This is a genomic window from Shewanella sp. 30m-14 (assembly GCF_052977125.1).
This window is the reverse complement of sequence record NZ_JBRILW010000011.1, coordinates 25,483-45,754: the sequence shown is the minus strand read 5'-3', so window position 1 is coordinate 45,754 and position 20,272 is coordinate 25,483. Positions and strand designations below refer to the sequence as shown.

Here is a 20,272-nt window from a genome sequence, read left to right as displayed (position 1 = left end):
TCGAAAGAATCCCATGAACCAAATCGTCCTTGCCAGCGGCAACAAAGGTAAACTCAAAGAATTTTCTGAATTGATGGCTAATTACGGCGTCGAGATCTTAGCTCAGAGTGAGTTCAATGTTGTTGAAGTCCCTGAAACTGGTACTACATTTGTTGAAAATGCCATTATCAAGGCAAGGCACGCCGCGGAAATTACCGGTCATGCTGCCATCGCTGATGACTCGGGTCTAGAAGTTGACTTCCTACAAGGCGCCCCAGGTATTTACTCAGCGCGTTATGCCGGTGAAGGCGCTAAAGATGAGCAAAATTACACAAAACTATTAAATGCACTTGAAGGCCAAACTGAACGCAATGCGCGTTTTCAGTGTGTATTGGTCTATATGCGTCACGCTAAAGATCCAACCCCTATTATTTGCCAAGCAGCATGGGAAGGCACAATAGGTTTTGGCCCACAAGGCGAAAATGGCCACGGTTACGACCCTATTTTTATCCCTGCAGAACACGAATGCGCCGCAGCTGAGCTAAGCAGTGATGAAAAAAATACGCTCAGTCATCGTGGTAAAGCATTGGTATTGTTAATTCAAGCCATGAAGCAACAAGGTATCTTTAACTAATGCTAACCCTGCCACCGTTAAGCCTTTATATTCATATTCCTTGGTGCGTACAAAAGTGCCCTTATTGTGATTTTAATTCCCATGGCCAACATGGAGAGTTACCCCAGGCTGAATATGTTGATGCACTGATTAAGGATCTCAAACAAGATCTGCATTATGTGCAAGGTAGGCAACTACACACGATTTTTATCGGTGGCGGAACGCCCTCTTTGTTCGATGCTGCGCATATAGGGCGTTTACTCGAAGAGGTGGATGCACTCATCCCCTTTAGCGACAACATTGAAATCACCATGGAAGCAAACCCTGGCACCCTAGAGCATGATGATTTTGAAGCATACAATAAAGCAGGTGTAACTCGTCTTTCTATTGGCGTACAAAGTTTCTCGACTGACAAGCTCAATCTGCTTGGTCGTATTCACGATAAAGATGAGGCTCAAGTTGCTGCGCAAAAAGCCAAAGTTTCAGGCTACCAAAGCTTTAACTTAGACTTAATGCATGGTTTACCAAACCAAAGTTTTGATGAAGCCCTTGCCGATATTGAAACAGCAGCAGGACTCGCGCCGCCGCATTTGTCTTGGTATCAGCTCACCATAGAACCAAATACCTTGTTCCATTCTAAACCACCGCAGTTACCAGATGATGAAAACTTGTGGCAGATCTACGAACAAGGCCAGAAACGTCTAGCTGAGCTGGGCTATCAGCAATATGAGATCTCAGCATATGCTAAAGAAGGCTATCAGTGCAGACATAACCTTAACTATTGGCAGTTTGGCGACTACTTGGGGATCGGTTGTGGCGCCCACGGTAAAATCACCCTAATTAACGATAATAACGTTAGCGACAGCAAAATTATCCGCACAGTTAAAATAAAGCACCCTAAGGGCTATTTAACAGCAGATAACTATACCTACGAAACCACCGAAGTTGCGCAAGAAGATCGAGCATTAGAGTATCTAATGAATCGCTTACGCCTAATGAGCCCCATTCCTAAGGTGGAATTTGAGCAGCGTACCGGTTTATCACGAGACACCATTAGTGACGGCATCAAACAAGCCTGTGCCAAAGGCTTAATGACCGAGTCTGATGAACACTGGCAACTGACTAGCAAAGGTCACCTGTTCGTCAATGAGTTGCTGTCACAGTTTCTATAGCGCGTTCCATCTGTTACAAACACCAATTAACTAGCTGAATAAAAAAGCAAAGATGTTAATACCGGCTCGCATAGAAACATTTACTAACACTTAGATCAAAAAATTAACCGCCGGCTTCTTTAGGATAACAATCATAATTCTAAGGAAGCCTAAAAATGCCTATAAAAACAAAAATCAGCTCTATCGCCCTATCACTTTCAATTGTATTTAGTGCCACTACCACATTTAGCACCACAGCGATTGCCGCCTCATCCTCTGTACAATTATTAAGTCCAAGTGAGAGCATTGCTCATAAGGCTGAAAGCGAGTCAGAAAAAGCCAACCTCTTATTTGAAAGCATTTTCATGGAAAATGTTATGGCGAGCCCTATTTCACAAACGCACCTAGGGATTAAAACTGACTATGACAAATGGGACGAGATGGGTGATGCCGCCGATGACGCAGCCCTTGCACGAGATAAAAAACACTTAACTCTGCTACAAAAAATCGACCCAAGTAAGCTCGATAGACAGACTCTACTTAGCTATCAGCTATTAACTCAAAAGCTTGAGCAAAGCATTAAAGATGACAAGTGGCGTTACCATAGCTACCCGGTCAACCAGATGTATGGTGGCCACTCACAAATCGCCTCTTTCTTGATTAACCAGCACCAAATTGGCAACGTTGAAGATGCCAAAGCCTATATTAGCCGCCTACAAGGTGTGCCTAAGCGATTATCTCAACTACAAGCGGCCTTAGAAGCGCGTGAAACTAGGGGCATTGTTGCGCCTAAGTTTGTCTTCCCTTATGTAATAACCGACAGCAAAAATATCGTAGCTGGCGCACCTTTCACTGCTGAGTCTAATAAGGGCGATATGGCACAAGATAGCGCGCTATGGGCTGACTTTAAACGCAAAGTATCAAGCCTTGAATTGAGCGATAGCGACCAAGATAGCTTATTACGCGATGCTAAAACGGCATTAGTTAACGATGTAAAACCTGCCTACGACAAGCTAATCGCCTACATGACTAAGCTTGAAACTAAAGCCGATACTCGTGACGGCGCGTGGAAATTTCCACAGGGCGAGACTTACTACAACAATGCATTAGCTCGCACGACGACAACCGACATGACCGCTAATGATATCCATGAGCTAGGTCTATCTGAAGTGGCGCGTATTCACAGCGAAATGCGCGATATCATGACCAAAGTTAACTTTGAAGGCTCATTAACCGAGTTCTTCAAGTTTATGCGCGAAGACGAGCAGTTCTATTACGCCAATGACGATAAAGGCCGTCAGGCATACCTCACAGAGGCCACCGCACTTATCGACACCATGAGCAGCAGGCTCGATGAAGTGTTTAAGGTCAAACCTCAAGCACCTATGATAGTTAAACAGGTTGAAGCCTTTAGAGAGAAATCTGCAGGTAAAGCTTTTTACAACAACCCATCACCAGACGGAAGCCGCCCTGGTACCTACTATGCCAATCTATATGACATGAAAGCCATGCCAAAATATCAGATGGAGGCGTTGGCCTACCATGAAGGCACGCCGGGTCACCATATGCAGATAGCTATCGCCCAGGAGCTTAATGGTGTACCAAAGTTTCGTAAGTTTGGCGGCTATACCGCTTATATCGAAGGCTGGGGGCTTTACAGTGAGTATTTCCCGAAAGAGATGGGCATGTACTCTGACCCATATTCAGACTTTGGCCGCTTAGCGATGGAGTTATGGCGCGCTTGTCGTTTAGTGGTCGATACTGGTATTCACGCTAAAAAATGGACGCGTGAAGAGTCTATCGAGTATTACGTTTCTAACACGCCCAATGCCAAATCTGATGCAGTAAAAATGGTTGAGCGCCATATTGTGATGCCATCTCAGGCAACCGCTTATAAAGTGGGAATGCTAAAGCTACTAGCCTTAAGAGACAAAGCGCAGCAAGCCCTAGGCGATAAATTTGATATTCGCGATTTTCACACCATAGTCCTTAAAAATGGTCCAGTACCGTTAGATGTACTCGAAAGTGAAATCGACCTATGGATAGAGCAAAACAGCTAATAACAGCGATTAATAACGGTTGTAAATAGTCATCCAGGTGCTGTCAGGCGAGCTCAGTCGCTATTGCTCAGTTGCTTAGTTGCTTAGTTGCTTAGTTGCTTAGTTGCTCTAGCTTAGCCACGATGAGCCAGCCTGCCACAATGACTGAGCGATAGAAGCCTAGCTGCAGTCGCTTAATTGCAGTCGCTCTAGCGCAATATAGAAATCTAAATGAAAGCGGGCACAATTATATTGTGCCCGCTTTCATTTCTAAGTTGATCAACAAGACACCAGCCCTAAAATATTCTAATTTACCTCACGGCCTTAGCCATTGATTGCAGCCTAACGGTTTATGTAAACAGTAAATTCGATTCAAAATTGTACTTATCACCTCAAACAAATTAGTTTTAATAAGATAAATGTAAACATGTTGCGGTTAAGGGAATATATGTCTGAAAATACGCAAGTTGAGCTAAGCACAGAGATAGGTCCAAACTGGTTTGCCTCTGTTATGGGCACAGGCATCATCGCTAACGCCGCAATCGGGCTACCTATGTTTGGCGGGCACTTAAACGACATAGGGCTGATTATCTGGTTACTCGCATCCTTGATGTTAGTTGCTATGCTATTACTGAAAATAGTTCAGACCATTACCAAGCCCCACATTATCAAACGACAATTTAACGACCCGGTGATGTCGCAATTTTTTGGTGCACCTCCCATGGCGATGATGACTATAGCAGGAGGCGCGCTGTTGTACGGCTCACAAGTTATGGCCGTAGAGACCGCAATGACGCTAGCCTGGAGCCTGTGGATAGTAGGAACACTACTTGGGCTGCTGACCGCCGTTGTTATTCCATTTCGTCTTTTTACCCATCATCAGGTCCGGGAAGACGCCGCTTTTGGTGGTTGGTTGATGCCCGTTGTACCGCCTATGGTCTCTGCTGCTATTGGCGCCATGTTAATCCCCCATTCTGAAAATATTGCCCTACAACAAACGCTGCTTTATGCCTGCTACGCCATGTTTGGCATTAGCTTACTTAGTGCACTAATCATTATCACCATGATCTGGAGCCGCTTAGCTTACTCAGGCACATCAGGCAGCGCGCGCGTTCCGACCCTTTGGATTGTCTTAGGGCCTCTCGGGCAATCTGTTACTGCGGCTGGAGCACTGGGTAGCGCGGCGCTATTTGTGGTCGATGAGCCGATTTCTACAGGCATGAATACTATGGCAATTCTTTATGGGGTGCCTATCTGGGGATTTGCTTTTTTCTGGTCGATATTAGCAAGCTTACTAACACTGCGCGCTCTGCGCAGAAAAATGCCCTTTGCGCTCACTTGGTGGGCATTTACTTTCCCTGTTGGTACTTGCGTTACCGGAACCACACAATTAGCTTTACATACTAGGCTACCTGCGTTTGAGTGGGCTGCAGTTATTTTATTTGCCGGCTTAATTTGTGCCTGGATTATCGCAGCAACTGGCACAATAAAGGGATTTAAAGGTGGCCATATTATGAAGAACCCAACCACATCAAACCATGTCGTTTCTAAGAAGGGCAAGCTCTGAAAGACGTCATAAAAATGTTCAGTCCTAGGTCCTAGATTCTAGGTTCTAGGCCATCACATTTAGTCGTAAGCTCCGACATTAGGCACGCTAAAACTGACATCATTCCAAGGCCAAGGCACCTTCGCCATAAAGGCTGCTAATTCAGGAGAGTCAGCGTGTTGCTCACGGATCACAACCATCGTCCTGTGTACATGAAAGGGATGTATAGGCTCATTAGCACCAATGGCGTTAAAGTACTCAGCAAGAATATCTAAATACTCTTTTTTGTCAGCTAGAGCTAACACTGCATCGGCCATTACCGGCGCCCCTTTAAGACCTGACAGATGAGCGGCACAGTCCCAGCTGGCAAACTGCTTGATGATACTTGCTAATAAGTCTGCGCCCTTTTCATCGTAACCTGCTGAAGCAAACAGATCGTACTCACTTTGGACGGTACACCCGTTGACTTGTTGAGTAACAAAGCCAAAGAATAGTGATAACGGCTTATCTTGAGCTTGCTCTTGTTTTAGAGCTTGGTTTGGCGTTTTATTTAAAACTTTATTCTGCTCATTACTTAGCTCTAGCTTTGCATCCAAGTTGGGGGCATTTTTATTCATCAGCTCATAACTGGCGTGGTAATGCAGCTGTAGCTTCGGCATTAAAGCGTTCAGTGTTTCAAGCGTTGCCAGCTTTGCTGACGTATCATTTAAATCTTGATAAAAAATATCGACTTGCCCACTCTGAGTCGGCACTTCAGTCAGCCCTGCAGGTATATCTAATATGACCCCTTTTTGCCGACATACCGCTGAAACAAGACTCGCTGAAGAACCCTGTTTTTTATCAGCGAGATCCATCAGCCAAATACGCCCATCCTCCTCGTCACCAACCGCCACCAATAATTGGTCATCAATTTGAGATTTAATCACAACGGGTTCGAGCCCAAACACCTGCAAAGAGCGAAGAATGCCACCACTATTTCGTTGCATCAGTTGCTTCAGAGGGAATATACATTCACCCGTTAACGATAGCTGCTGCACCACGCCATCTTGCCAGCCAAGCCAAATGCTGTTGCCATCAGCAGCAACAGTGGCCGAGGTTAAACACTCTACAAAGGTTTGCAGCTCATCATGGTGACTTGAGCTGCTATCGCCAGCGGCAATCGCAGTTAATGACGCCACAAGCTCTTCAGCTTGATAACTGGCACAAATTTGTGATGGATTAAGTGTCCTAACACTGCGGCTCCACAGTGCCTTTTTCTGCTTAAAATCGATTAGCTGTAATACAAAATCAAAGCCTGGAGCTTCAGCCTGATCAAAAGCTTCAGCCTGAGCAATCACTTCAGCTTGATTAAGAGCCTCGGCAATCGATTCAGAAGCATCAGTATCAGTTGATACAGTCATGCTAACCGTCTCAGCATTGGCAAGCAGCGCAATACCGCGTTGGTTATCCATGAAAAAAGTATTACGAACAGAAATTTCCGTCGGTGCGGGCTTGCCTTCAAGTGGATGAACTTTCATCTCAGAACTAAGAGGGCTAAAGCTCACCAGTTGATGCATTCTGCGCTTTTCACGCTGATAAAACACAAACTCATTATCAGCCAAATACACCATACTGCCGTTAACAAACCTAAATGGCATTTCATAACAACTGATATCGGTACAGAGGAGCTCAAAAGAGCCAACTTTTGTATGGCTGTCATTCTCTGCAGCCGCGCTTGCCTGCCTATTTAAGGCTGCGCCTATATCGATACAGTACATTGACCGGGCGCTGCGTCGCCCACCCTGCTTGGCGCCAACGAGCCAAAGCTTGCCATTGTTACAGCAGGCATCATTTGTTGGGTACAACTCTAGCGATGTTAGCGCAACTAAACTCAGCTTGCTTGGCTTGCGGCTTTGAGAGCTAGAAGCTGAGGATGTATTTAAACTCATGTCGGAGCTTATGCCATTGCTGATATCAGAGCGGGCACCAGAGCTGAAACAAGCACTATAAATTCGGCCTATTGAATCCACCGCAATAAAGCGCTCATCATCAAGCCACTCAACCAAAAGCAGTTCGCAGTTATCACTACCAACCAATTCAAACTGACTCAATAGCTCAATATTGAAACCACTGCGTTTAACGATTTGCAGCTGAATCAATCCATCGTAGTACAACCTATGGTGCTGAAAAGAGTATTCATGCTCAGCACTTGTTTCTGAGGTCGTAGTTGCTGAAATCTTTTCTGCTGAGGTAGTTGTTTCCGAAGTAATTGTTGCTGAAATCTTTTCTGCAGAGATAGTTTCAGCTACGGTTTCAGATGCAGTTCCAAGATCAGCAGAACGCGAAAAAAGTGACTTAATAAATTTATTCAATGTAATACATGTCTCATGAAATAAATGGCTCTACAAAGCATCGAACTATAAAGCTAAGAGAAGATAATATTTTCCAATATTATCTGTAGCTTAAGATAGTTTCACTTCAAGTATCAAGCGCTTTATACCAATCTGGGCCGTAACTAAACTCGAGGCCGAAATATGCTTGGTCATTAACCCTGCAAGCAAATTCGGCTAACAATGGCGTCTATACCCAGGCCACCAGCAGATGCCGATGATGATAAGGCTCGCTAAACTCATCTCCTCGGTTATAAACAGTAGCACGGTTCACCTGCCAGCCCAGTAAGCAGACTGCTCACGACTTTCATTATTCACCAGACTGAAATGATTCAAAAGTGAAAGACCTTGATATAGAACGAACTTCAAACTGTTTCAAATGCAGAACAAGGGAAGGTATTTAAGCTTTGGTACAGCCCAAAAAGAAAAATACCCCGGCTATAAATAACCGGGGTAAACCAAACTAGGTGATGGTTTTAAGGCTGACATTGTTTTAGTTCTTAAACCGTCTGTCAGCATTGATGCAAAATGCTTTTAGCTGCTCTGTATAGCGCAATAGAGAGGGGTCATTCTCGATTACACTATAGGACTCAGAACTTTTGAATCAACTGCCTGCAATTGTATTAAAACGAGAACAAACTTCAACTGAAATGATTTTAAGTTGTTTAGCCAAGGCTAAATTCAGCTTGACTAAACAATGTACAGCAGGGATTAAGTGATTGAATAAAAAGCACTTAAGAACTCACTACATTAGCAAGATTTCACACTGTTCAAAATATAAAACAATGTTTCTCCATTTTACTTACGTTTTGCATACAATTCTTTTAAAGGCGCATCCCAATATGGCGGTGTACCGATATGATCTTTTATAAAATCAATAAAGGCACTGACCTTTGGTGCTAAGTGTTTACGTCTTGGGTAAACCGCTTGTAATGGCAAATGATGAGTCAACTGCCAGTCTTCAAGAATTGGCACCAGAGTCCCCTTTTCCAGCTCATCTTCAAGCAGATAGCTTGCTAGATAAACCACACCGAGTCCGCTTACCGCCGCCGACTTTAATGCTGGGGCATTATCGACTCTGAAATTACCTGTTACGCCAATCTCACAGTAATCATCACCTTGCTTAAATTGCCAGATACTGTGCTCATGCCATTCACCTTGATATACCAAGCAGTTATGGTCTACTAACTGCTCTGGGCGGCTAGGTACACCATGCTTCTCTACATATGATGGCGACGCGGCTAACAAGAACTGGCATTTCATCAGTGGTCTTGCAACCATCCCAAGTGGCAATTGCTCTGACATCGTAAGTAGTAGGTCTAAACCTTCACTAACCACGTCGACTTTATGGTCAAGTAAGCTAACTTGAAGTTCGAGCTCTGGATGCTTAGCCATAAACTCTGGCAAAGCAGGGATGATGTGCATGGTACCGAATGACTGAGAAATACCCACTTTCAATACGCCTCGGGTAGCATCATTAAGATTATGAACGCTAGCAACAGCTTGGTCGGCATCTCTTAATAACTCTTCTCCTTGGGCATACAATAGATGGCCCGCCTCAGTTAAACTCAAGCTTCTTGTGGTACGTTGAATCAATTGAACACCAAGCTTATGCTCCAGATCGGCCACTTGGGTACTTACTTTAGACTTTGATATGCCTAACTTTCTCGCCGCAGAGCTAAAACTGCCCGCTCGAGCCACATGGGTAAAAATTGCGATTGGTTCTAAAAGTTCTAACATGTAAATCGCCTTAAGGTGTTTACGACAGTAATAGTACTTCCATCGCTAAGACATGCTGTTTTCTATTAAAAACAATATCTTAAGTGAATATATGTACGCTAGAGTAGAGTTTGTATTATGTAACCAATAGTTGGTTTTTGTTTTTATTTTTAGAAGTATACCAAAAAATCCCCATAACTCATCAAATATGTAGTTTGGGCTAGGTACAAAGGGGATCGGTAGTACAAAAGTCTAGTGAGGCTTTAAATGTAAAAACCCCTGCATAAAGGGGGGATGCAGGGGAGGTTGCAAATCAATCAAGGCAACAGCTTTACTTCATTGTTTTACCAAGCGTATATCTTAGTAACGAGTCCAGTGAAGTAATGTTTACTCAAGCATAGTGGTATTAGAGGATTCAACTAAAGGATAGCTAGCAAGTTCTGGGATCTCGTCACGCAACTGTTGCTCCAGTACCACTAAGGTTTTAAATCTTTCGCATAGCTTTTCGCCACGGGCTTCTAGATCAGCGGCTTGCTGCTCCATCTGCATCTCGATATCATCACCAATGGTTTCCATCTTTTGAGAAAAAGAGTCCATCTTCTGTTCAAAGCTATCACCGGCGCCCGACATCATTTGTGCGCCTAAAGTCATCATCATGCTGCCGAGTGAGTTCTGCACTAACTCTTCCATCTCTTGCTCAAACTCCTCTCCAAAGGCATCTTCTAGTGATGACTCTGTCGAGCCAAGGTAAAACGTATCGCCATGTTGGTACGCTACGCTTTCGATTCGTTGCTCAAGACCTGACATCATTTCGTCAATCTTAGCACCTGCGCTATCACCTAACAGTGGGGTTAACGCAAGACTCACTGCAGAAGAAGCCATTCCAACCGCATCATTAACCAGTTCAATCACCTCAGGTACTTGCGAAGAAACCTCTTGTGAATACTGACTCACTAATGCTTGCTGCTGTTTATTAAGTGACACTTGCTTGCCATTAACAAATAGCTCATCCATTTCGATGCGATACTTTTCATCACCAACCTCACTGACAATCAGTTTCTTAGGCTCTACCGTGACGTCATAATTAAGCGCGACTTCGCACTCTTTATTCATTGACTGGTCGCTATGAGCGGCAACGGTTTGTAGACTCGTTGCTGATAGCAACACGGCTGAGATCCCAACAGAGGTAAGTAGTTTTTTCATCGCATCAATCCTTTATCGCTATAGTCTGTATGATATTATTTTCAATCTTGATGTAAATAAAGCACAGACCATGCCAAACAAGCTAACACCATGTTTTTAAAGGTTATCACTTGAGTTGTATAGAGGTGATACACGCTGCTAAATAATATATTTGGCCAATTAAGCTAACAATTGGCCAAATATCAAAAACAGCTGATGTTGATACTGATGTAGGAACTAATTGTAGAAACTGACTATAGTGACTGGCTGTAGACAATTGACTGAGTAAAACTAAAAAATCGAACGGCCTAAAGTCTGACTCAAGGCTTCTAACACTGCCGTGCCCGCTAAAGAGTTGCCATTGGCATCAAGCTCCGGAGACCAAACACATACAGACATGTCACCAGGGATCACCGCGATAATGCCACCGCCGACACCGCTCTTACCCGGCATACCGACGCGATAAGCGAACTCACCCGCACCGTCATAAAGGCCGGATGTGGCTAATAACGCATTTAACTGCCGATTCTGTACAGGACTAATTAACTGTTTACCAGCAAGGCTTTTACCTGAGTTAGCTAAGTAAAACATAGCACGGGAAAGATCTGCGCAGCTCATGCGAAGTGAGCAATAGTGAAAGTAGCTGTGCAACACAGTATCAACGTCGTTATTAAAATTACCGAATGATTTCATCAAGTAAGCTATCGCGGCGTTTCTTGCGCTGTGTTGATATTCAGATGCGGCAACGATTTTATCGTATCCCACTCTATTGTTTTCACTTAAACCACGAACAATCTCAAGCATACGGTGCTTAGGCGCACCTAAACGACTTTGCAAAAGATCGGCAATAACCAGCGCACCAGCATTGATAAATGGATTTCGCGGTAAGCCTTTTTCCAATTCAACTTGAACTAAAGAGTTAAAAGAATGGCCTGAGGGTTCTTTACCGACTCTCGACCAAATCTCATCTTCTTCATACAGCATTAGCGCCAAGGTAAGACTAAATACCTTAGAAATACTCTGAATTGAAAAGGGCTCGAGATAATCTCCAGCCCCTATAGTGACACCGTCAGAGGTCGTCACTGCAATACCTAACTTATTAGCATCAACTTGGGCAAGGGCTGGAATATAGTCAGCCACTTTACCCTGTCCTAGAAGAGGTCGTACTTTTTCTAGGATCTCTTCAAGTAATGCCAATTCAGGCATTAGCCCCACCAAATATCGTAAAGCTCGCCAATTTCGAGATCAGATACAGGTTGAGCGTCAAAGAATGCTTTAACTGCAGCTCGGTGCTCTTCTGTACACTTGCCGATACCTTGAGTGGCAATAATACCTTCCCACTCTTTGTGTCCACCGCCGTGATAACCTAGGTCGTTAGGTTCAATCACTTCATCGATAAACTGATCAACGATTGCATCAATTTGCTCTTCTGTTACTGACTCATTAAAAATCCAGTTAACGTCAAATCCAAACTCTTGGAACTCATCAACGCGTAATTTCTTACGTAAGCGACGGCTACGGTTTGCTGCCATGGTTGTTCTCCTAGATAGCTTATTTACAGTATATAAATTCGGTTTAGCGCTTAAACACGCTCAAACATAAGATCCCAAACCCCATGACCTAAACGGTGGCCACGCGCTTCGAATTTAGTCAATGGACGATGATCTGGACGTTCAACAACATCACCTGTCTCAGATTGGTTTTTATAACCAGGCGCGGCATTCATCACTTCTAGCATATGTTCGCTGTAGTTTTCCCAATCTGTTGCCAGATGGAATACACCGCCAACCTTAAGTTTCTTGCGGATCAATTCAGCAAATGGTGCTTGAACGATACGGCGCTTATGATGACGAGTTTTATGCCAAGGATCTGGGAAGAACAATTGCACACAAGCCAGACTGCCTTCAGCAATGCTATTTTCAAGTACTTCAATTGCATCATGGTGATAAACACGTAAGTTAGTCACGCCCGCTTCAGCAGCTTCTGCCAAGCATGCACCGACGCCGGGTTTATGCACTTCGATACCGATAAAGTTAAGCTCAGGAGCCGCCTTAGCCATTTCTACCAATGACGCGCCCATGCCAAAGCCGATCTCTAGAACGGTATCTGCTTCACGACCAAATACTTCGACTAAATCAATCGATTCTGGAGTGTAATCTAGGCCCATGATTGGCCATTGCTGCTCCATTGCTTGAGCTTGGCCTTTAGTTAAACGGCCCTCTCTCAATACAAAGCTTCTCACTTTGCGAAGGTATTTACCTTCTTCATTGAATTCAGCGGTTGTTACGTCGCTCATTTTCGCCCTCGCTTAAGACAGCATAATTTAAAAAAGAAAGGCATTATCCAAAGTTCAACCTTCAGTGCAAGCCTTATTGTGGCGAAATTATACCAATAATCTCAGTTTGTGCGAGCAGTGCCTTTGCTTTACAGCTAAATAAGCCATATTTTGCTTACAACTCCAGCCACTTTGCCATAAAAAGCCCTGTGCTTTGCTTGTTTAAACCCTAGGCTAAAGTTACACTGCGCCGATGAAAACTACCGCGCTTTTTTCAACAAGAATTATCGAATGGTACGACAACTTTGGTCGTAAACAACTTCCTTGGCAACTCAATAAAACCCCATATAAAGTATGGATTTCAGAGATCATGCTCCAGCAAACGCAAGTTGCTACGGTTATCCCCTATTTCGAAAAGTTTATCGCACGATTTCCAGATATTGATAGCCTAGCCTGTGCCGAGCAGGACGAAGTGCTGCATCACTGGACTGGACTTGGTTATTACGCGCGCGCCAGAAACCTACATAAAGCCGCACAAATAATGCAGTCTGATTTTAATGGCGAGTTTCCAACTCACTTTGATGATGTTTTGGCATTACCTGGTATTGGTCGTTCAACGGCAGGTGCAGTGCTTTCGCTATCTTTAGGACTCAACTTTGCTATTCTCGACGGTAATGTGAAGCGTGTTTTAGCTCGCCATGGTGCAATCGAAGGCTGGCCAGGTAAAAAACCTGTCGAGCAGCAACTTTGGCAATTAACCGAAATGTTAACCCCAGCTAAAGATATTCAAAAATATAATCAGGCCATGATGGATATTGGTGCAACTGTCTGTACGCGCTCCAAGCCTAACTGCGCCCAATGCCCTGTAGCCATAGACTGTAAAGCCCAGTTAAGTGGCCGGCAGACCGAATATCCAGGTAAAAAACCAAAGAAATCTATTCCAGAAAAGTTTGCTTGGCTATTAGTCATAGAAGATGAGCATCTAGTGCATCTTGAGAAACGACCACCCGTGGGTATTTGGGGCGGTCTCTGGTGCTTTCCTCAATTTGCAGAGCGCGCCGAACTCGACGCTTATATTAAAGACAAGCAACTAAAAATGACCTCGCAACAAGAGTTAGTCGGTTTTAGACACACTTTTAGCCACTTTCACCTCGATATCCAGCCGGTGTTGGTCCGAGTAAGTGGTATTAGCAATAACCAGATCATGGAACAAAGTTCCGCGCTCTGGTATAACTTATCTCATCCACCTAAAGTTGGTTTAGCCGCCGCTACTGAGCGAATTCTGGCTGACTTAGGTTCTGTATTAATTAAGGAGTAATCATGGCTCGCACAGTAAACTGCGTGTACTTAAACAAAGAAGCAGAAGGCCTAGGTTTTCAGCTTTACCCAGGTGACTTGGGCAAGCGTATTTTCGACAATGTCAGTAAAGAAGCTTGGGCACTTTGGCAGTCAAAGCAAACCATGCTGATCAACGAAAAGAAACTGAACATGATGAATGTTGATGACCGTAAGTTCTTAGAAGAGCAGATGGTAAACTTTTTGTTTGAAGGTAAAGATGTCGAAATTGAAGGCTACGTGCCGCAAAAAGACGACGAGTAACTGACTGTTTAGCATTAGTTCGAGCTGGTCGCAGCTTTAGTCTGCGCCACAATGTAACGTCATCAAAAACGCCGCTTAAATTAATTTAAGCGGCGTTTTGTTTTATCTATTTAAAGCACTTTTTGGTGACTTGAAATTACTTACGAATTCCTTCTACCACTAAATCTAAAACCACATTAGCTGATGCTGGCCCTAAATCGACTTTAACGTCATAGTCTTTTAAGGCAAATTCAGTGCTGCCAACAAAACCTGAACGATAGCCGCCCCATGGGTCACTGCCCTCACCTATTATTTTGGCATCTATGGCTAACGGCTTTGTGACACCATTAAAAGTAAAGTCACCATTAATAACAAAATTGCCGTCGCCCTTGTCTACTGCTGATGTTGATACAAAGCGTGCCTGCGGAAATTTGCCCGTATTTAAGAAGTCGCCACTACGTAAATGCTTATCTCGCTCAGCATGATTAGAATCGACGCTGGCTGTATTAATGGTCACATTGACTGTAGAATCTGCAATATTGTTGATATCGAAGCTAAAATCACCTGCAAATTGATTAAAACGGCCTACCACAAAGCTATAACCTAAATGGCTTACTTTAAATTCGATAGAGGCATGCGCGCCCTCTGTATCTATCACATAGTCTGCGGCTTGCGCGGTACTTACCATACTCATAGAAGTGGTTACTGATGCTGTTAATGCTAGAGCTAAAAATTGGCTGTTCATATTCTATCCTTGTTTATCGTGCGCTCGATTAAATGAGCTAAATCGTTTGAGCTGGTTAATCTTTGCTGCCATAGCAGCGTAACTTTAAGGCCCTATGGCAATGGCTTAATCATTCTGCTTAGGGTTTTGTCTTTATCAATATAGTGATGTTTGAATGCGCCTATAGCATGAATAACCACCAGAGCAATTAGCCCATAAGCTAAATATTGATGAATAGCCCCAGCGATATCGGCTTGTTTGCTTATCAACTCACCAAAACTTGGCACCTCTAACCAATCAAATATCCAAATACCTCTGCCATCCGCCGTCGAAATGAGATAACCACTGAGCATAATCAGCAGCATTAATAGATAAAGTGCATTGTGCGCTAAGTGAGCTGCACGTTTTTCCCAAGGCTTATGGGTCGTCAACTCGGCCGGTTTAACCGAAAAATAACGCCAAACGAGTCTAATTAAAGTCAGTAGCAGCAATAACAACCCAATACTCTTATGCAGATGGGGGGCAGTTTGGTACCAACTGCTGTAATAGGTTAAATCGACCATCCAAAAGCCGACGGCAAACAGTCCAATCACAGCGATGGCTGATAACCAATGGATCAAAATGGCCACCAAGCCGTAAGAGTTATCTGTATTGCGAAACATAATTTTCCAAGCACCTAGTTAATGACCCCATCATACAAACTATTTTTAAACATAAAACCAGTAAATTTAGGCGGTTAAATTCTATTTTTTAGAAAGGTTTTGCTCGATAGCTAAGCAAACTGCTCATGGTTGAATAAAGCAGCTCAAACATCGCGGTATTACTATTGCTGTTTTCGTTAACGCTTTATTAATAGCGCAACGGTTAATCAATTGATGAGCGCATCGGCTCAGTTGATTGTTCTGATTTATCAAGCTGCACACAAACTAGCCGAACAATCATTAATGAGTAAAAAAGCCCTTGCAGGATTTTATATCCCGCTATAAGATACGCGCACTCCAAACGGGACAGGCCTTAACGCTATCTAGTTTGCAGTAGCAAATCTAACGTTTACATTTATGTATCGCTAGTTGCCCGAATAGCTCAGTCGGTAGAGCAGAGGATTGAAAATCCTCGTGTCCCTGGTTCGATTCCGGGTTCGGGCACCAACATTTTTTAATGAGTGACTTAACAATAGTTAATTGACTGGTTAAACAAATAAGCCGGCATAGCTCAGTTGGTAGAGCAACTGACTTGTAATCAGTAGGTCCCGAGTTCGACTCTTGGTGCCGGCACCATAAAAACAAAAAAGCCACTCAATAGAGTGGCTTTTTTGTATCTAAAATCAGCAAGCATATTCCCAAAGCTATACCCAATCTATACCTAAGCTACATCACTCAATAAATTATCTTTCTATCACACAGGGGATTGCTCACCTGACTGAATAATTTGTGTCAGGTAGCCACTGTAACTCATGCATACTTAACTATCACAATTAATTTAATGAAACCTGATTTAGCCAAACCCAATGTGACGCAGCCCGATTCAATCGATTTCGAATGACTGCAACCTACCCTTTTTAGCTATAGCTTACTTTTGCTAACGCCTTTTGCTAAATTCTGCTTAGCTTACTAATGAACTTACGACTGAAACTGACGGCTTTGCTTACTGTTTAAATCGCAAGCATCATGATTCGGTTATTTTTCATAGCACCTAGCGTTCATAGTATCTTGCTTTGCCAGCAAACATATTTACCTGACTTACCCCTTTGCTGTGAAAGCTTACAGCTCATAGTGGCGAAGCAAATGGCGCCACTGCGTAAATAAAGCTCAAGCAGCCTTAAAAACAAGCGCAAACCTCGGGGAGAGCTTATTTGTTGCGCAGTTGCACACTTAGGTACTTGCACCTTCAAAAACATCGCTATATTATACGCGCACTCCAAACGGGACTGGCTTTAACGCCATCAAGTTTGCAGTAGCAAATCTAACGCTTACATTTAGTAGCGATTAGTTGCCCGAATAGCTCAGTCGGTAGAGCAGAGGATTGAAAATCCTCGTGTCCCTGGTTCGATTCCGGGTTCGGGCACCAACATTTTTTAATGAGTGACTTAACAATAGTTAATTGACTGGTTAAACAAATAAGCCGGCATAGCTCAGTTGGTAGAGCAACTGACTTGTAATCAGTAGGTCCCGAGTTCGACTCTTGGTGCCGGCACCATAAAAACAAAAAAGCCACTCCTTCGAGTGGCTTTTTTGTGTCTGTAATTTAACAATGTATTCTTAGTCGACATGCGGTTAACGTTTAAAACACTACTGGTGCTGCTCCCCCTTTAACAGGTAATCAAAGTCAGTATAAAGATTTGCTCCCTCAGCCAGAGCTTAGCGCTGCAGAGGCAAGGCCATTCATGGCTCTTCGGTAACTGCGCCTGCGTTACTCAGCCTCCTATATTCATATAGCCTTGTATTCATATAGCCTTGTTTTCATATAGTCGTGTATTCATACAAGCATGCATTTATGATATTTCCAGCAGCAAACCTTAACGGATAGAGGAAATGTCTTATGTATGTGGGGAACATACAAGACCATGTGGTTTGCAACGAGTGAAGAGCATAGTCATTTTACGTTTAAGCTCGTTACACAGTATCAGAGCCGCTAAAACTTGCCTGTAAGGAGCGTTTTTGCGGCCTCCTTCTGCATTGAATAGGCTCAGAAGGAAACAACTATTATGTCATCCATTCGCCTTGAAAGAGTTTGCCAAGAAACACTCTGAGTAGATCAACTTCTTATACTGATTGGTATAATGAGCCTTCAGTCAGTGGTTATTTTCAAAAGCCACCTGTTAGCAATAGCTAACCCACGCAATAAAATCGTCATCATTAACTGTCTTAATCTGTGTCTAAACGCACTATCTTGAGCAGTACTTGAGCAATGACAGTGGTAAATAACTTACTTTAGACAGCTTTAGATTGCGATTCATCGCCACAAAACAAAAAAGCACTTGCACCTTATAAAACATCACTATATTATACGCGCACTCCAAACGAGACAGGCTTTAAATGCTGTGTTTGAAGTAGCAAATCTAACGCCTACATTAGTAGCGATTAGTTGCCCGAATAGCTCAGTCGGTAGAGCAGAGGATTGAAAATCCTCGTGTCCCTGGTTCGATTCCGGGTTCGGGCACCAACATTTTTTAATGAGTGACTTAACAATAGTTAATTGACTGGTTAAACAAATAAGCCGGCATAGCTCAGTTGGTAGAGCAACTGACTTGTAATCAGTAGGTCCCGAGTTCGACTCTTGGTGCCGGCACCATAAAAACAAAAAAGCCACTCAATAGAGTGGCTTTTTTGTATCTGTAATTGCTCATCATTTAAAGTTCTTAATACTAAAGAAAAATCTAACGAGATAGACGCCTAACCTCCCATGCGTCTCCTATAGCACTCTAGCACTTTGTATAAGCGTTATGTTGTTCCTGAACGCTTTTCCCACCTTTGCCATGCTTTGCCCTTAAAAAAACAAAAAGGAGCCCTTAGGCTCCTTTATGGATCAAACCTCAACATTAAAGAGGCATGACAGAGTGACTAAGCTGATTACCAGCTGCGCATCTTATGGCCTTTTAAGGCGTAGAATAAGATAAACAGATAACAAGGTAAGCCAACCCAATACGCAACCTGTGTATTGTCTGCAAAGTAGGCCACTTTACCAAATACTAAAGGTAAGATTGCACCACCTGAGATCCCCATGATTAATAGAGCTGAACCTTGAGCCGTGTACTTACCTAAACCTTCTAGTGCTAACGGCCAGATTGATGGCCATACAAGTGCATGAGCTAAACCCATCATAGCGACAAATGTCACCGTATCAGGGATCACCGGAATACCGCTCCAGCCCCAAAGAATATCAGCAATCATTGTGCTTTCACGAGAACCTAACGCAGCACCAATAATACAGGCAATCCCCGCTAGAGCTGAGCCAAGTAGTGCCTTTTCTTGACTAATAAACTTAGGAATACAAGTCACACCAATAATGTAGCCAAACACCATAAACACCATGGTGTAAGACGTCAGTGAAGCAAAGTTATTTACCCCTAAACTCTCACCGTACAAACCAATTGTGTCACCAGCAATAACCTCGACACCAACATAAGCAAACAAAGCAACTGCGCCTAGTACCACTTGTGGAAAGTGAGTAATACCACCCTTTTCTTGATGATCATCAGCCACTTCAAACTCTAGCTCTGGCAGCGATGAAAACTTAACTAAACCAATTAAGAACGTCAGTGCTATAGCCATATAAATATAAGGCATCACCAGTCTTGATGATAGCTCATTGATCTGCGCTAAACGGTCGGCCTCGCTCAATGCCGCTAAGTGATCGGCAGTAAAATTTTCAAAACCTGATAATACCAATGCAGTAAATAAGATAGGTACGATGACACCAGCACCTTTGTTAATCAAACCCATAATACTAATACGCATTGCGGCGCTTTCTTTAGGGCCAATATGCACAACATAAGGGTTAGATGCGGTTTGCAAAATGGTCAATCCCGTACCCAATACAAATAACGCTCCTAGGAATAGGATAAAGTTGGCACTCTGGGCAGCGGGAATAAAGAGTAATGAGCCAACAACCATAATAGCTAGGCCTATCGCCATACCATTTTTATAACCCGTCTTCTTAAGTATCGATGACATTGGTAGTGCCATCACCGTATAAGCTATATAGAACGCAAACGTAACAAATAACGCTTGGAATTCATTAAGCTCACAAATGATTTTAAGGAAGGGGATCAGTGAGCCATTAAGCCAAGTCACAAATCCGAAGATGAAAAAGAGCACACCTATAATGGTCATAGGCAGTAAGCTGCTCTTGGGGCTAACTTGAGCCTGAGTCGTTGCTGTCATGTATTAAACCTGCTTCTTATAGTAATTGATTTTATGATACCAGATTAAACTGCTACCCCATCCTTCATTGATACCACTTAGCTTTTGCAGACTGTCATCTGCTTATATTCTGTGCTTAGCTTTTTAACGTAGTGCTAATTCAAAGCCCAATGTTTCATCGATGTTAAAGCATTATTGCAAAAAAGACAACGCTGTCATTTTTACTTAAACAACC

The 20,272-nt window shown here is 43.3% G+C and carries 15 protein-coding genes and 6 tRNA genes; 12 read left to right on the top strand and 9 right to left on the bottom strand.

Going from position 1 to position 20,272, the window contains the following annotated elements; translation table 11 throughout:
* The first annotated feature begins 13 nt into the window (after positions 1-13).
* From rdgB to ACVBIU_RS09985, 4 genes are all read left to right on the top strand, one after another.
* Positions 14-613, top strand: coding sequence for an RdgB/HAM1 family non-canonical purine NTP pyrophosphatase (rdgB, locus tag ACVBIU_RS10000; protein ID WP_447160491.1), 600 nt, complete (start codon positions 14-16; stop codon positions 611-613).
* Positions 613-1,764 (top strand): radical SAM family heme chaperone HemW, encoded by a 1,152-nt coding sequence (gene hemW / locus ACVBIU_RS09995; RefSeq protein ID WP_447163678.1) that lies wholly within the window; start codon positions 613-615, stop codon positions 1,762-1,764. Before rdgB ends, hemW begins: the two co-directional genes overlap by 1 nt.
* A gap of 155 nt (positions 1,765-1,919) precedes the next feature.
* Complete coding sequence (locus ACVBIU_RS09990) at positions 1,920-3,803, top strand: DUF885 domain-containing protein (protein ID WP_447163679.1); 1,884 nt, start codon at positions 1,920-1,922, stop codon at positions 3,801-3,803.
* Between the two features lie 427 nt (positions 3,804-4,230).
* Positions 4,231-5,349, top strand: coding sequence for a TDT family transporter (locus ACVBIU_RS09985; protein ID WP_447160488.1), 1,119 nt, complete (start codon positions 4,231-4,233; stop codon positions 5,347-5,349).
* A 59-nt stretch (positions 5,350-5,408) separates the two neighbouring features.
* Here ACVBIU_RS09985 and ACVBIU_RS09980 read toward each other — a convergent pair whose 3' ends face one another.
* The 6 genes from ACVBIU_RS09980 to trmB form a co-directional block, all read right to left on the bottom strand.
* A complete protein-coding gene (locus tag ACVBIU_RS09980; RefSeq protein WP_447163680.1) occupies positions 5,409-7,679 on the bottom strand; it encodes a hypothetical protein in 2,271 nt (756 codons plus the stop codon).
* Between the two features lie 816 nt (positions 7,680-8,495).
* Positions 8,496-9,437, bottom strand: a complete 942-nt coding sequence (locus tag ACVBIU_RS09975) for a LysR family transcriptional regulator (RefSeq protein WP_447160486.1) — start codon at positions 9,435-9,437, stop codon at positions 8,496-8,498.
* Positions 9,438-9,803: 366 nt separating this feature from the next.
* Positions 9,804-10,619 carry a YggN family protein gene (locus ACVBIU_RS09970; protein ID WP_447163681.1) on the bottom strand — a complete coding sequence of 272 codons (816 nt, stop codon included), beginning with the start codon at positions 10,617-10,619 and terminating at the stop codon, positions 9,804-9,806.
* A 270-nt stretch (positions 10,620-10,889) separates the two neighbouring features.
* Positions 10,890-11,804: a glutaminase B gene (glsB, locus tag ACVBIU_RS09965; protein WP_447160484.1), complete on the bottom strand. Its 915-nt coding sequence runs from the start codon at positions 11,802-11,804 to the stop codon at positions 10,890-10,892.
* On the bottom strand, positions 11,804-12,130 hold the full coding sequence (locus ACVBIU_RS09960; RefSeq protein ID WP_447160483.1) for a YggL family protein: 327 nt from the start codon (positions 12,128-12,130) through the stop codon (positions 11,804-11,806). The genes glsB and ACVBIU_RS09960 overlap by 1 nt, the downstream gene beginning before the upstream one ends.
* A 50-nt stretch (positions 12,131-12,180) precedes the next feature.
* Positions 12,181-12,894 (bottom strand): tRNA (guanosine(46)-N7)-methyltransferase TrmB, encoded by a 714-nt coding sequence (gene trmB, locus ACVBIU_RS09955; RefSeq protein ID WP_447163682.1) that lies wholly within the window; start codon positions 12,892-12,894, stop codon positions 12,181-12,183.
* 232 nt (positions 12,895-13,126) lie between these two features.
* Here trmB and mutY point away from each other — a divergent pair, with 232 nt between their 5' ends.
* Both mutY and ACVBIU_RS09945 read left to right on the top strand, forming a co-directional pair.
* Positions 13,127-14,191: an A/G-specific adenine glycosylase gene (gene mutY, locus ACVBIU_RS09950; RefSeq protein WP_447163683.1), complete on the top strand. Its 1,065-nt coding sequence runs from the start codon at positions 13,127-13,129 to the stop codon at positions 14,189-14,191.
* A 2-nt stretch (positions 14,192-14,193) separates the two neighbouring features.
* Positions 14,194-14,472: an oxidative damage protection protein gene (locus tag ACVBIU_RS09945; protein WP_012276265.1), complete on the top strand. Its 279-nt coding sequence runs from the start codon at positions 14,194-14,196 to the stop codon at positions 14,470-14,472.
* 136 nt (positions 14,473-14,608) lie between these two features.
* On the opposite strand, the gene ACVBIU_RS09940 is transcribed toward ACVBIU_RS09945, so the two are convergent.
* Both ACVBIU_RS09940 and ACVBIU_RS09935 read right to left on the bottom strand, forming a co-directional pair.
* Complete coding sequence (locus ACVBIU_RS09940) at positions 14,609-15,196, bottom strand: YceI family protein (RefSeq protein ID WP_447163684.1); 588 nt, start codon at positions 15,194-15,196, stop codon at positions 14,609-14,611.
* Between the two features lie 92 nt (positions 15,197-15,288).
* Entirely contained in the window at positions 15,289-15,837 is a 549-nt protein-coding gene (locus ACVBIU_RS09935) for a cytochrome b (RefSeq protein ID WP_447160479.1), read from the bottom strand.
* 410 nt (positions 15,838-16,247) lie between these two features.
* Here ACVBIU_RS09935 and ACVBIU_RS09930 point away from each other — a divergent pair.
* From ACVBIU_RS09930 to ACVBIU_RS09905, 6 genes are all read left to right on the top strand, one after another.
* Positions 16,248-16,323 (top strand) — tRNA-Phe (locus ACVBIU_RS09930).
* A 53-nt stretch (positions 16,324-16,376) separates the two neighbouring features.
* Positions 16,377-16,452: transfer RNA gene (locus tag ACVBIU_RS09925), tRNA-Thr, on the top strand.
* A 714-nt stretch (positions 16,453-17,166) separates the two neighbouring features.
* Positions 17,167-17,242, top strand: a tRNA-Phe gene (locus ACVBIU_RS09920).
* A 53-nt stretch (positions 17,243-17,295) separates the two neighbouring features.
* A tRNA-Thr gene (locus ACVBIU_RS09915) sits at positions 17,296-17,371 on the top strand.
* 890 nt (positions 17,372-18,261) lie between these two features.
* Positions 18,262-18,337 (top strand) — tRNA-Phe (locus ACVBIU_RS09910).
* Between the two features lie 53 nt (positions 18,338-18,390).
* Positions 18,391-18,466: transfer RNA gene (locus ACVBIU_RS09905), tRNA-Thr, on the top strand.
* A 278-nt stretch (positions 18,467-18,744) separates the two neighbouring features.
* Here ACVBIU_RS09905 and ACVBIU_RS09900 read toward each other — a convergent pair.
* The gene (locus ACVBIU_RS09900; protein WP_447163685.1) at positions 18,745-20,058 is read right to left on the bottom strand and encodes a sugar MFS transporter; all 1,314 of its coding nucleotides are present in this window, start codon (positions 20,056-20,058) and stop codon (positions 18,745-18,747) included.
* Between the last annotated feature and the right edge of the window lie 214 nt (positions 20,059-20,272).

Bases quoted from the DNA above. Each gene is read 5' to 3' on its own strand.
- rdgB (WP_447160491.1), top strand. From the start codon at position 14: ATGAACCAAATCGTCCTTGCCAGCGGCAACAAAGGTAAACTCAAAGAA.
- hemW (WP_447163678.1), top strand. From the start codon at position 613: ATGCTAACCCTGCCACCGTTAAGCCTTTATATTCATATTCCTTGGTGC.
- ACVBIU_RS09990 (WP_447163679.1), top strand. From the start codon at position 1,920: ATGCCTATAAAAACAAAAATCAGCTCTATCGCCCTATCACTTTCAATT.
- ACVBIU_RS09985 (WP_447160488.1), top strand. From the start codon at position 4,231: ATGTCTGAAAATACGCAAGTTGAGCTAAGCACAGAGATAGGTCCAAAC.
- ACVBIU_RS09975 (WP_447160486.1), bottom strand. From the start codon at position 9,437: ATGTTAGAACTTTTAGAACCAATCGCAATTTTTACCCATGTGGCTCGA.
- ACVBIU_RS09970 (WP_447163681.1), bottom strand. From the start codon at position 10,619: ATGAAAAAACTACTTACCTCTGTTGGGATCTCAGCCGTGTTGCTATCA.
- glsB (WP_447160484.1), bottom strand. From the start codon at position 11,804: ATGCCTGAATTGGCATTACTTGAAGAGATCCTAGAAAAAGTACGACCT.
- ACVBIU_RS09960 (WP_447160483.1), bottom strand. From the start codon at position 12,130: ATGGCAGCAAACCGTAGCCGTCGCTTACGTAAGAAATTACGCGTTGAT.
- trmB (WP_447163682.1), bottom strand. From the start codon at position 12,894: ATGAGCGACGTAACAACCGCTGAATTCAATGAAGAAGGTAAATACCTT.
- mutY (WP_447163683.1), top strand. From the start codon at position 13,127: ATGAAAACTACCGCGCTTTTTTCAACAAGAATTATCGAATGGTACGAC.
- ACVBIU_RS09945 (WP_012276265.1), top strand. From the start codon at position 14,194: ATGGCTCGCACAGTAAACTGCGTGTACTTAAACAAAGAAGCAGAAGGC.
- ACVBIU_RS09940 (WP_447163684.1), bottom strand. From the start codon at position 15,196: ATGAACAGCCAATTTTTAGCTCTAGCATTAACAGCATCAGTAACCACT.
- ACVBIU_RS09935 (WP_447160479.1), bottom strand. From the start codon at position 15,837: ATGTTTCGCAATACAGATAACTCTTACGGCTTGGTGGCCATTTTGATC.
- ACVBIU_RS09900 (WP_447163685.1), bottom strand. From the start codon at position 20,058: ATGACAGCAACGACTCAGGCTCAAGTTAGCCCCAAGAGCAGCTTACTG.